Raw genomic sequence first — 12642 nt, 5'->3', positions numbered from 1 at the left:
TTATATAATCGTGGTAAAATATAGATAATTATGGAAAAGGAGATTCAGACATGGGTAAGTTTTTTAAAGGTGTCGTAAAATTTTCAGTTGCCGCAGCCGCAGTTGGTGGTCTGTGCTATGCGTTCAAGGACAAGATCAGAGAATCTAAGGTATATCAGGATAACAACGTTGATGAAAAGATCAACAAAGTAAAGACAACAATCAAGGACAAAATGCCAAAGATCTTTGATAACGAGGATGATATCGAAGAGGATGATCTGTTTGCAGATGATCTCGATCTTGAGATGGAAGATGCAAACCGTGATTACGTGACGATTAATCCAGATGATTCCGAGAAGTCAGAGGAAGCAGCTGCTGAGGAGCCTGTAGAAGAAGCAAAGGCTGAAGATGCTGACGCGGAGTAATTGCTGAGAATCCGGGAAATAGTATGGATGCTGCAATCGGCATCTTGCTCTGATTAGCGGTCGTCAAAGTGCACCGCATAAATGCGTGCATTTTCCTCGTTGCCATAACAAACAAAAAGTTCGATGAGACGATTCATGTTTCATCGAACTTTTTATTTTAGTTGTAAAGCGTAAATCCATGTTATGTATTGGCTTTGCACACTTGATCTATCTGTCTATTTTGCTGTCCGGTCTACAGTTTCACCAGCTTGCGCATGTCTTCATAAAATCCCGGGTACGAAATATCCACGCATTCAGCGCCGGTGATTTCTGTCTCGCCCTCTGCATTCATTGCAGCAACCGCAAAGCTCATCGCAACCCGGTGATCCAAATGGCTGTCGATCACTGCGCCGTGAAGCGGTCTGCCACCGCGGATGATCATACCATCTTCGGTCGCCTCGATATCTGCGCCCATCTTCTTCAGATTATCCACCATCACATCAATCCGGTTGGATTCTTTTACCTTCAATTCTGCCGCATCTTTGATGATTGTCTCACCATCTGCAAAGCAGGCAAGAATCGCAATCGCCGGGATCTCGTCAATCAGAGTTGGAATCACTTCTCCGCCAACAACACAGCCTTTCAGATCCGAGGTGCGAACTGTCACATCAGCAGTCGGCTCTCCGATCTCGCCAGATGTCTTCTCAACTGTCACATCCGCTCCCATATCCGAAAGCACACGCAGGATACCATCTCGTGTCGGATTGATGCCTACATTTTTCACCGTTACACAGCTGTTCGGTGTAATCGCAGCCGCTACCAGAAAATATGTTGCCGAAGATATGTCACCAGGCACAATTACTTTCTTTGCATACAGCTCGTCTGCTGGTTTTACATACACGCTCTTTCCTTCTGTACGGATATCCACGCCGAATTCTTCAAACATCAGCTCCGTATGGTTCCGACTTACTTCTGGTTCTGTCACAGATGTCTCGCCATCCGCATAAAGTCCTGCAAGCAGAATCGCTGATTTGACCTGTGCCGAAGCCACCGGCGAATCATAATGTATGCCATGCAAATTCGTTCCATGAATCTCAAGTGGTGTACAGTCATTTCCGCGTAAGCTCCGAATATCTGCACCCATCTGGGAAAGCGGCGTGATAATCCGCTTCATCGGACGTTTCTGAATCGACGCATCGCCATTGACCGTTGATACAAATGGCTGTGCCGCAAGGATTCCCGACATCAGACGTGTTGTCGTTCCGCTGTTTCCAACATCCAGAATCGAATCCGGTGCTTTCAAGCCTCTCAGGCCACGACCATGTACCAATACTTTGTCTCCGTTATTCTCGATCTCGACACCCATCTTACGAAAGCAGGCAATCGACGACAGGCAGTCAGCCCCTTGCAGGAATCCCTCTACCTCCGTGTTGCCCTTCGCAATCGAGCCAAGCATAATACTTCTGTGGGAAATGGACTTGTCTCCTGGTACTGTCACTTCGCCGGAGAGTCCATGAACTCTTGATAATTTCATAACCTTCTCTCTTTCTGCATGTCTAATATTATGTAATACGCATATTTAAGTCTTTTCAAATCCTGTATCTGTACACAGTTTTTGTTTTCATTTTCAAGTCTGAACGTCTCGCCATAAAAATCTACATCATTATAACACGGCTCATTTCCAGCAACAACCGATTTATGGATTGTTTTACACACATCCGCGGATTGTTTGCATATTAATTTACGTGTTATTTTGCCTCGATGCACATATAGGAAGCCGGATTACAATCACGGATTACATTTCTTACACGGGGTATATCCCATGTTTTCTAACTCCTCCACCGTTCCCTCATAGGTCTGCTTGTTTTTCTCCTTCATCTGGCTGACACTCGAACAAGTCGGACGATGAATCTTCTTCGTGTTTGTGTTCAAAATATAGGTCTGTGCCGTTTCATTTTTATTGTCCCCCATTAGTTCTGAATTCGGTGTTTGTTCCTGTATTTCAGATTCCCAGCTTGTTCCATCCGCATAGTTGATCCCAATTCCCGGCTGTACATTATAGCAGTACACATAAAAACAAATTCCAGCTCCCTCATCCTCGACAGACCATCCTTCCATCTCCACGCCGGAAGCAACCAGATTATCCCCTTCAAAAATCGGTGTCACCCGGTACAGCACATGATTTCCAGTCTCTTTTACATATGCATCTACCTTTTCCTCAAATGGAAGCATCCCATCCACATTCAGGTATCTTGTCCCGGTAATCAGGTTCTTCTCATTTGCATTTTCACCGGCAAGACAGTACGCAATCAGATGGCAGCGATTGTAGAGATAATTCCCGTCGATCAGATCATTATACTTCACCGTGTGCCAGCCGCTTGGACGAACATTTCCGATTGTGCCCCGTTCTTCCGTCGGCTGTAATTCCGGGCAGATATTCGCATACGCCTGCCCGCAGCGTCCAAGCGAATCCAGATCACTATATCGTTCAAACGCTTCCGTACTCTTCTTTTCTTCCTCTGTAAAATCCGGCATATTATTCTCAAGCTGGATATACGACGTTCCGTCGTAAGCCGGAATGTCAGCAAGCGAAACTGGATTTCCCGTCTGGATTGCACGCGGAAGCCCATTCTCCGATTGTGCATCTGGCTGCGAGTCTTTATCTCGCGCGTCAGGATTCTCCGTTATATCCTGCGCTTCTATGGCAGCCGTGGTCGAATCATCCGCGGCGGGTTGCCCGGCTACACATCCCGCGAACGAAAGCGCGATGAGCAAACTAGCTACCATATATTTCAGCGTTATTATAATCTTTTTCACTGCTTGTTTCTCTCCATATTCACTGCATGTTCTTATCCATGTTCATTGCATGTTCTTCACTAATCTGTTTTATCTTATGTTGCATATATAATACTACATCCATTATACGTTCCTTATTCCATATGCACAAGCTATACTTGGGCTTTTCCTGCTCTCTGCTGCTCCCCACGCCCACCGCGTGGGTTTTCTTCCCAGAAATTTCCTCTCTACGCCCATTTCGCCAACAAAAGTTTCCTCCCAGCCTTGCAATCTCACTAGGAACTCTCTATACTACATAAATGAACCACACGATTTCGAAAGGAGATCATCACATGAAAACTTTATTGCGTTTCTTACAGAACGGCAAAACCCAATTCCATGTTGCCGCCCTTGCTAAAGAATATTTAGATGCGCATAACTTCACACAGATATCCGACCGGGAAAATCTCACCGAGCTCGCCGCTGGCAGATACTACCTTGCCCCATTTTCTTCGATCGTGATTCCGTTCGTCAAAGGCGCACAGAGCACACAGGTGCGCATCGCCTGCGCCCATACGGATTTCCCGATGCTCAAGGTAAAGCCGAACCCGGAATTAAAAAAGCTGGGATATCTGCAAATAAACGTGGAACCATACGGTGGACTTATCAAGGAAACATGGTTTGACCGTCCGCTCGGACTCGCAGGAAAAGTTATCCTCAAGGGCGACACAAGCTTCCACCCGGAAGTCCGTCTATTCGATTCCCAAAAACCGGTTGCTATCATCCCGAACCTTGCTCCGCATCTGAAACGTGGCGGCAAAGAAGAAGAACTGGATGTACAGAAGGAACTGATTCCGATTGTAGATATGGTCGCGCCCGCAGCAGATTCCCATTTTCTGCTTTCTTATGTGGCAGAAAAACTAAACATCTCTCCAGATGATATTTTAGACTTCGATCTGTACCTGTACATCTGCGATGCACCAACGACCGTCGGTATGAATGATGCATTTGTGACAAGTCCGCGTATCGACAATATCTCTTCGGTCTGTGCCATCCTGGAAGGACTGGCAAGTGCAGAGCCTTCCAATACACTCTGCATCGGCGCACTTTTTGATAATGAAGAAATCGGAAGCCGCTCCAAGCAGGGAGCTGACAGCACATTACTCTCCGATATCGTAAAACGCCTGGCTGCAGGCAGCCAGCTTTCACTGATTGAAGATGGATTTTATCTGTCCGTAGACGTCGCACATGCCACACATCCAAATTACAACGAGAAATCCGACATTACCAATACAGTTCTGCTCGGAAAAGGTGCTGTCCTGAAATCAAGTGCCAGTCAACGTTATGTATGTGACAGTGAAGCTGGTGCCTGCATCATTGACCTGTGCAACACAAATGGAATTGCCCTGCAGCGCACCGTCAACCGTTCCGGCATGCCGGGCGGGCAGACGCTTGGTCCGATCGTATCCTCCTACCTGCCAATGCGCGCGTGTGATATCGGTATTCCGGTTCTTGCCATGCACTCTGCAAGCGAGCTGATGCACAAGGATGACTACACTGCTTTAGCTGATCTGATCACTGCATTTTTCACGTCACCATAGCAAAAAAGGCTGCCACATCTGGCAGCCTTTTCATTTCCAATCAATCTGTTTTTACATTCAATCTAGTATTTATAGATCAACCGTTTCATCCAATCTTCAATGATGGAATCATTTGCGTTGGATATAACTTCCTTTGTATTGGCAGGATCATCCGTGATGATTCCATCCACATCCAGTAGCAACAGATCCTTGATGTCCGACTCATTGTTTACCGTCCATGCATAAATCTTCTTTCCCTTTGCGTGAATCCGACTTACCATGTTGTTACTAATATACGTATGTTTGATGCTGAATCCATCGATTCCCTGCATGCCTGCAAAATCGCCAAATGCCATCGTCATAATATAGAGCGTTGAGATATCCGGATCCAGTTCCTTTGCCTCGCGTAACGCCGCGACGCTCTGCGAGCCAAGCATGCACTGATCCACAAAATCATATTCATGCAACAGATCCACAATGCCCTGCACATAATTCTGATCAGTATCTGCCGGTTTTAACTCAATATTCAAGAATACATCATTTTCCTTGGCAAAAATCAGCACTTCCTCCAACGTCGGAATCCGCGTGCCATCATACGACCGGTCATAGGAGCTTCCGACATCCAGCTTGCTGATATAATCATAATCCACTTCACCGACCTTACGCTTGACATTCGCGGTCCGGTTCAGACTTTCATCATGCATGATTACATACACGCCATCCGCCGTCTGTCGTACATCCAACTCAATAATATCCGCACCTGCTTCCACTGCCTTTTCAAATGCAGGCATTGTATTCTCCGGTGCATTTCCGGCATCCCCGCGATGCGCTGTTACCGATGCATTCGTCGGATATGCAATACGAAAGGACATGTAATTGTTGGTTGACAGATACACATAACAGCCATTCAGGATCAGACCGAACGCAACAATAGAAGCCAAAAATGTACGCTGCTTCTTCCGTGAACGGCTCAGAAGAATCTTCTCCTCCCGCTCCTGAATCTTATTTACATGGAGTTTCTTGAACTCCTCATAATCCATATCGCCTTCACGTTCATAGAAATGTGCGCAGATATATGCATGAATCAGCGGCGTTGCAACTATGACAATCAACACATAAAGAATCACCGTCGCGACACGGAAGATTGTATCAATCACTGTCACAACCGTTTTGTTCGGAATCAGGTTAAGTACAACCTTCGAGATTCCCGCTGCAAATGCACCTTCCAGCAGCACCGCAATGACGGCAATCGCCAGATTTAATGAAATGACACCGATCATCATAAGTAATACATGCCGTTTCATCGCCTGTTTACTCATACGGCGTGCCTGCTTATAATTGACCTTATACAGGACAAAATAGTTGAGCGTAAAAATTTCTTTGAAGAAGGTCAGGCAGAGCACAAGGTAGATGGCAAGCCCCCCCATCACTCCGAACTTATAATTCTTCAGAAAATGTGTCAAAAATTCCGGCAGCTTCAAGCCGAGCAACGTGCCTGACAATGTCAGCGAATATGTGAATGGCAGAACAAACAATACATAACCAAGTGTGAGCAGATTCTTCGGTGTCAGACTCCGGCAGGCATTTCCGATTCCATGCAGCAAAATATCCATCGGATTCAGCTTCTCGCGCCGCACCGACGCTTCCATACTGTAAATAATTCCCGACAGATTAATCAGTAGGAAAAATGCGATCAGAATCAAAATCAGCAGGAATGCCACATAGGTAATCGGCGACCGCATATACCGGTAGATCGTTCCGGATGACAGATACGAAACGCCTGCGATATCCATTGACACATTCAGCAGTCCATACATTGCCGGTGTCAGAATTGCCAATGACAATACCCGGTAAACTATCTCAAAAAAAGCAATGGAGGAAAAGTTATACCGTAGCATCTTCACTGCCTGCTTCAAACGACTCATAACTTTTTCCTCCATTTCTTTGTTAATCTTTATACGATTATACCATCATATATCGTATTCTATTTTCTTATCAACGCCATTCTCCAATTTTATAAAATCAACATAGCATCTCCAAATGAGAAGAATCTGTACTTCTCCTCCACCGCAATCTTATATGCTTCAAGAATCTTCTCGCGGTCATACAATGCAGAAACCAGCATCAACAATGTGGATTCCGGCAAGTGGAAATTCGTAATCAGGCGGTCAACCACCTTGAATTTATATCCCGGATAGATAAAGATATCCGTCCATCCACTGCAGGCACGCACATGTCCGTTCTCATCTGCAACCGTCTCGAGCGTACGCGTGCTCGTGGTACCAACCGATACGATCTTGCCACCATTTGCCTTCGTCTCATTGATCGTATTGGCAGCTTCCTCATCAATCACATAGAACTCACTATGCATATGATGTTCTAAAATATTCTCCACCTTCACCGGACGGAACGTACCAAGTCCGACATGCAAGGTCACTCTTGCAATCTTGATGCCCTTCTCTTTGATCTGCGCCAGAAGTTCCTTCGTAAAATGCAAGCCTGCCGTCGGTGCTGCTGCCGAACCGGTATGTGTTGCATAGACCGTCTGATAACGATCCTTGTCCTCCAGACGGTGTGTAATATACGGTGGAAGCGGCATCTGTCCAAGCTCATCCAACACTTCCTCAAAGATTCCTTCGTATTCAAAACGGATCAGACGATTGCCCTCTTCAACAATGTCGATGACCTCGCCGACCAATTTGCCTTCACCAAAGGAAATACGCGCACCTACACGTGCCTTTTTCCCCGGCTTTACCAGCGTCTCCCAGACCTTATCATCGTGGCGCTTCAACAGCAGCACCTCAATGGATGCCCCTGTATCTTCCTTGACGCCAATCAGTCTGGCTGGAATGACCTTTGTATCATTGATAACCAGACAATCACCCGGATTTAAGTATTCGATCACATCCGAGAAATGTCGGTGTTCGATTCCTCCAGTCGCACGGTTCAACACCATAAGCCGGGAATCGCTTCGCTTCAGGAGCGGATCCTGTGCGATCAGCTCCTGTGGCAATTCATAATTAAAATCACTTAATTTCATTTCGTTCATATTTATCTGCTCCATAAAATTCTGCACGCAGAACTATGCTATTATGCACGGATCTCGATGCCCATCTTCGAAAGCTCTGCAAGAAGCTTCTCTACGACTGGATTAACATCCGCATCCGTCAAAGTCTTTGTCTTGTCACGGAATACGAGAGAGTATGCAACAGACTTCTTACCCGGTGCCACCTGTGCGCCCTCGTAAACGTCGAACAGCTTGTAGCTCTCTAACATCTTGCCTCCACACTTCTTGATGACCTTCTCGATTTCGCCAACAAATACACTCTTATCTACAACCAGTGCCAGATCTCGTGTAACGCTTGGGAACTTCGCGATACCTTCGTACTTTCTGTCAAATGTCGTAAGCATTGTAACTGTCTGCATATCCAGAACTGCGACATAGACTTCCTTCTTCATGCCATAGTTTTCAACAACCTCTGGATGAAGCTGTCCGAGATAACCAACCGAAAGCTTGCCTTTCGTGATATTTGCCTGACGTCCCGGATGTAAGAATGGATGCTCAGATGTTGGCTCGTAGTTGATCTCCTTTGCAAATCCAAGCTTCTCTGTCAGCTCTTCAATCACACCCTTCAGATCGAAGAAATCGCCCTCGCCGAACATACCAAGTGTCAGCATCATACGCTCATCCGGAAGCTCTGTCAATGGAAGTGCCTTCGGCAGATATACATTTGCAAGCTCATACAGTCTCGCATGTTTATTTCTACGGTTATAGTTTGTAGAAAGGGATGTCAGCATACCATTTAACGGAAGCGTTCTCATGATAGAGAAGTCCTCGCCAAGTGGGTTCATGATCTGGATTGCCTTTCTATATACGGAATCCTGTGGGATGAGCAGCTTGTCAAATACCTTCGGACTCTCGAACGAATAATGCATAGCTCCAGAGAAACCATCGCCCTCGACAATATTTCTTACGATATCATTTACACGCTCTGCATAGCTCTTCTTACCTGCAGTGGACTCGCCGTGTGGCAGAGTCGTCGGAATATTTGCATAGCCATAGAAACGTGCTACTTCCTCTGCAAGATCTGCCATACATTTCAGATCCTGACGGAAAGTAGGGATTGTCAGCATATTTGTCTTCTCGTCATAACGAAGCTCCAGCTTCTTGAAGATGGAAAGCATAACATCAGAAGAAATGTCTGTTCCGAGCAGCTTGTTCATCTTCTCCGGCTCAAACGGAAGTACAACCTCCTTGACCGGGTTTGGATATACATCCACCATACCGTCCACGACCTTACCACAGCCAAGCTCCTCGATCAACTGGCAGGCACGATTGATTGCCTGTTCTGCCAAATTTGGATCAAGTCCCTTCACGAATTTTGCAGCTGCATCTGTCGCAAGACCGATTCGCTTTGTTGTGAGACGGATATTCGTACCGTCGAAGCAGGCTGCCTCGAACAGCAATGTCTTGATGTCATCCGTAACCATGGAATTTTCGCCACCCATGATACCGGCGATACCGATTTCCTTCTCGCCGTCACAGATCATCAGAACATCGTTGTCCATCTTACGTTCCTGTCCGTCGAGTGTCACAAATGTATCACCGTCATTGGCACGTTTTACAACGATTTTCTTGCCTGCGATCGTATCTAAGTCATACGCGTGCATTGGCTGACCGTACTCTTCCATAACATAGTTTGTGATATCAACCAGATTGTTGATGGAACGGATTCCCTGGGAAGCCAGTCTCTCACGCATCCATTTTGGGGAAGGACCGATCTTCAAATCTGTAACAACTCTGGCTGTATAACGCGGGCACAGATCCGGGGCCTGTACATCCACGGTAATGTAATCATTGACATCTCCGCCACTGCCCTGTACCTTGATTTCCGGCTCATGGAATTCCTTGTCAAAGGTTGCAGCAGCCTCTCTTGCCATACCGATCATAGAGAAACAATCAACACGGTTCGATGTGATCTCATACTCTACAACAGAATCATGCAGACCAAGTGCTGCAATCGCGTCATCGCCCGGCTTTACACCCGACTCTTCCCCGAAAATGTAAATACCATACTCTGGTGCTTCCGGGTACAGATCTCTGGATGAACCAAGCTCTTCGATGGAGCACATCATACCATTACTCTCGATACCACGAAGCTTGCCCTTCTTGATCTTGATGCCGTCCTCCGGGAGTGGCTCGCCATCATGTCCGCCTGCAACCTTACCGCCATCTAAAACAACCGGTACAAGGTCGCCTTCCTTTACATTTGGAGCACCTGTTACGATCTGGATTGTCTCAGCACCGATATTTACCTGACAGATAATGAGCTTATCTGCATCCGGGTGCTTCTCAATCTTCTCGATCTTACCAACTACTATCTTCTCTAAGTTCTTATCTTTCTTCTCGTATCCTTCTACATGGGAACCGGACAGTGTCATCGCGTCTACGAACTCCTGTACATCCACGTCTAAATCAGGAACATATACTTTTAACCATGAAATCGGTGTATTCATCTTCTTACCTCCATCTTAGAACTGATTCAAAAATCTTGTGTCGTTTTCGTACAAGAGACGCATATCATCGATCTCGTACTTCAGAAGTGTGATACGCTCCAGTCCGATACCAAATGCGAATCCTGAATACTCTTCCGGATCAATGCCACACATTTCCAATACGTGTGGGTGAACCATACCACAACCAAGAATCTCAATCCAGCCACTGCCCTTACATACACGACAGCCCTTGCCGCCACACTTGAAGCATGTGATATCTACCTCTGCAGAAGGCTCTGTAAATGGGAAATGGTGCGGACGGAACTTCGTCTTTGTCTTCTCACCGAAGAATTCCTTCGCGAACTGATCGAGTGTTCCCTTCAGATCTGCCATTGTGATTCCCTTGTCAACAACCAGTCCTTCAACCTGATGGAAAGATGGTGAATGAGTTGCATCTACTTCGTCAGAACGGAATACACGTCCCGGTGACAGAATACGGATTGGCAGCTTGCCCTGCTCCATGATTCTTGCCTGTACCGGTGATGTCTGTGTACGAAGCAGAATGTCCTTTGTGATATAGAATGTATCCTGCTCATCCTTTGCCGGATGGTTTGCAGGGATATTCAAAAGCTCAAAGTTGTATTTGTCATATTCAATTTCCGGCCCGGATACGATCTCATATCCCATACCGATAAATACACGCTCCAGATCTTCAAGCGCGATCTGGTTTGGATGTCTGTGTCCGTCGATCTTCTTCACACCCGGAAGTGTAACATCGATTGTCTCACGCTTCATCTTCTCTGCACGCATAGCAGAATTGATGGACTTCATCTTCTCCTCGAGCTTTGCCTCGATGTTTGCACGTGTCTCATTTACCATCTGTCCAACCTTCGGACGATCCTCCGGAGCCACATCCTTCATACTCTTCAATACCTGGGTTAATTCACCCTTCTTACCAAGGATCGACACCTTGATATCATTCAAGAGGTTGATATCCTGTGCCTCTGCGATCTTGGAAAGTGCCTGTTCTTTGATGCTTTGCAACTTTTCTTTCATTTCCTGTTTTCCTCCATGTTATACCAATTTCAGATGATTGCAAACCAGAAACACATCATACGAGCGATTCATAATTACCAATTCTACGCAGACACGCTCTCGCTCGGTTCATCACGCAGTGGTACTAAATTCACGACGATAAATCCGTCGTTCATTAAGTACCAGCGTGCTTCAACGGTCTGCTTTAGAATTGGTAATTACGAATCACTCAATCCACATATTGGAACTGCAATCATCTGATATGTGTTTCTAACCAGTCATAAAAGGCAACAAAAAAACTTCGCCCTTGACTAGGGACGAAGTAATATCCGCGGTACCACCCTGATTCGACTATGACAGTCGCTCTCATTGTATGCGTAACGTGCATAACGCGACGAATCCTACTTTCCACTGCACCACGACAACGGCATGTTCAAATCCGCGACTCCGGTGTGAAAATGAGATCTTCCTCTACTGAACAGGGCTTGCAGCCGTGACCCCGTCTCTCTGTCAGGTCTTGAAAATCCTTGTTGCACCTTCAACGTCTTTCTATTTATTATGTTCTTGCAGGTGCATCATCATTCAGCAAATGCACCTATCAAAAAACATTTTAGCACAATAAATAACTGTGTCAACCCCGAAAATGTAAACTGCTGAATCCTATTTTAGGTGTTTATTTTCGTATCCCAAGTTTTAGCACAAGTGCCTCCTGAAGAACCCCCGACACATTGATATGTGCCCTTTCTGCCTCTCGGTTTAACCAATTCGGAAGTGTCACATTGCGTCGTACAGATTTATTATCTAATTTTCTGCGATATTCATTAAAATCAACATCTATCAGTGTGACTGTTCCTTCCCCATCTCCATAAAATGTACCCTTTGATATATCTATATCTTTCAATTCTCTTGGATTCGGCAATTCTTTTCCCTGATCGTCATAATATATCCCCTTTACACCTATTGCGTCTCTCGCCATGTCAATTGCATTTACAATGCCAAATCCTTCTGTCAGTATTTCCAAGTCTGGCACTTCAATCAAAATCGTATTTTTCTCATCCTGTATTTTTGTAAATATAACTGGATACACCTGTTTCATAGTAATCATCTCCTCATCTACCGGGGATACTATATTATATTCCCCATTTTTTTATATTTGTCTTGCAAATCGAAATCCAATTGATTTTAACTTTCTTACCAATTCTCTCTGTTTCATCTCTTCTCCTTTGATTATACACATTATATACACATTGTAAAGATTTTGATTTTATATCACAAAATGTTTGAAAAACCGTATCATGGCATACATATATTTGTAAAGCGTAAGTTTGGAACATTTAGAAAAGCTGAGGAAATATGCGGGTTTGAGAGTAAAA

Annotated in this window: 9 protein-coding genes and 1 other annotated feature; of the genes, 2 read left to right on the top strand and 7 right to left on the bottom strand. The window is 45.4% G+C overall.

Annotation, left to right across the window (positions count from 1 at the left end; all coding sequences use genetic code 11):
* Positions 1 to 50: 50 nt before the first annotated feature.
* A complete protein-coding gene (locus AAAT93_RS02000) occupies positions 51 to 404 on the top strand; it encodes a hypothetical protein (RefSeq protein ID WP_021986199.1) in 354 nt (117 codons plus the stop codon).
* 232 nt (positions 405 to 636) lie between these two features.
* Here AAAT93_RS02000 and aroA read toward each other — a convergent pair whose 3' ends face one another.
* Together aroA and AAAT93_RS01990 are read right to left on the bottom strand one after the other, a co-directional pair.
* Entirely contained in the window at positions 637 to 1917 is a 1281-nt protein-coding gene (gene aroA / locus AAAT93_RS01995) for a 3-phosphoshikimate 1-carboxyvinyltransferase (RefSeq protein ID WP_021986200.1), read from the bottom strand.
* A gap of 254 nt (positions 1918 to 2171) precedes the next feature.
* A complete protein-coding gene (locus AAAT93_RS01990) occupies positions 2172 to 3200 on the bottom strand; it encodes a DNA/RNA non-specific endonuclease (protein ID WP_227573555.1) in 1029 nt (342 codons plus the stop codon).
* 311 nt (positions 3201 to 3511) lie between these two features.
* Between AAAT93_RS01990 and AAAT93_RS01985 the strand changes: the two genes are divergently transcribed.
* Entirely contained in the window at positions 3512 to 4759 is a 1248-nt protein-coding gene (locus tag AAAT93_RS01985) for a M18 family aminopeptidase (RefSeq protein ID WP_255669834.1), read from the top strand.
* A gap of 62 nt (positions 4760 to 4821) precedes the next feature.
* Here AAAT93_RS01985 and AAAT93_RS01980 read toward each other — a convergent pair whose 3' ends face one another.
* From AAAT93_RS01980 to AAAT93_RS01960, 5 genes are all read right to left on the bottom strand, one after another.
* The gene (locus AAAT93_RS01980) at positions 4822 to 6663 is read right to left on the bottom strand and encodes a glycerophosphodiester phosphodiesterase family protein (protein WP_021986203.1); all 1842 of its coding nucleotides are present in this window, start codon (positions 6661 to 6663) and stop codon (positions 4822 to 4824) included.
* An 89-nt stretch (positions 6664 to 6752) separates the two neighbouring features.
* Positions 6753 to 7778: a tRNA preQ1(34) S-adenosylmethionine ribosyltransferase-isomerase QueA gene (queA, locus tag AAAT93_RS01975; protein ID WP_118546298.1), complete on the bottom strand. Its 1026-nt coding sequence runs from the start codon at positions 7776 to 7778 to the stop codon at positions 6753 to 6755.
* A gap of 50 nt (positions 7779 to 7828) precedes the next feature.
* Positions 7829 to 10255: a phenylalanine--tRNA ligase subunit beta gene (gene pheT, locus AAAT93_RS01970; RefSeq protein WP_021986205.1), complete on the bottom strand. Its 2427-nt coding sequence runs from the start codon at positions 10253 to 10255 to the stop codon at positions 7829 to 7831.
* Between the two features lie 15 nt (positions 10256 to 10270).
* Positions 10271 to 11290 (bottom strand): phenylalanine--tRNA ligase subunit alpha, encoded by a 1020-nt coding sequence (pheS, locus tag AAAT93_RS01965; protein ID WP_021986206.1) that lies wholly within the window; start codon positions 11288 to 11290, stop codon positions 10271 to 10273.
* A gap of 289 nt (positions 11291 to 11579) precedes the next feature.
* Positions 11580 to 11820: a binding site (T-box leader), on the bottom strand.
* Positions 11821 to 11942: 122 nt separating this feature from the next.
* Positions 11943 to 12365, bottom strand: coding sequence for a type II toxin-antitoxin system HicB family antitoxin (locus tag AAAT93_RS01960; protein ID WP_021986207.1), 423 nt, complete (start codon positions 12363 to 12365; stop codon positions 11943 to 11945).
* Between the last annotated feature and the right edge of the window lie 277 nt (positions 12366 to 12642).

It is taken from the genome of Coprococcus hominis (ex Arizal et al. 2022) (assembly GCF_040094675.1).
GTDB lineage: Bacteria > Bacillota > Clostridia > Lachnospirales > Lachnospiraceae > Coprococcus_C > Coprococcus_C hominis.
Note: the sequence above shows the minus strand (reverse complement) of the source record. Positions and strands in the feature narration are given on the sequence as shown.

Bases quoted from the DNA above. Each gene is read 5' to 3' on its own strand.
- AAAT93_RS02000 (WP_021986199.1), top strand. From the start codon at position 51: ATGGGTAAGTTTTTTAAAGGTGTCGTAAAATTTTCAGTTGCCGCAGCC.
- aroA (WP_021986200.1), bottom strand. From the start codon at position 1,917: ATGAAATTATCAAGAGTTCATGGACTCTCCGGCGAAGTGACAGTACCA.
- AAAT93_RS01985 (WP_255669834.1), top strand. From the start codon at position 3,512: ATGAAAACTTTATTGCGTTTCTTACAGAACGGCAAAACCCAATTCCAT.
- AAAT93_RS01980 (WP_021986203.1), bottom strand. From the start codon at position 6,663: ATGAGTCGTTTGAAGCAGGCAGTGAAGATGCTACGGTATAACTTTTCC.
- queA (WP_118546298.1), bottom strand. From the start codon at position 7,778: ATGAAATTAAGTGATTTTAATTATGAATTGCCACAGGAGCTGATCGCA.
- pheT (WP_021986205.1), bottom strand. From the start codon at position 10,255: ATGAATACACCGATTTCATGGTTAAAAGTATATGTTCCTGATTTAGAC.
- pheS (WP_021986206.1), bottom strand. From the start codon at position 11,290: ATGAAAGAAAAGTTGCAAAGCATCAAAGAACAGGCACTTTCCAAGATC.
- AAAT93_RS01960 (WP_021986207.1), bottom strand. From the start codon at position 12,365: ATGAAACAGGTGTATCCAGTTATATTTACAAAAATACAGGATGAGAAA.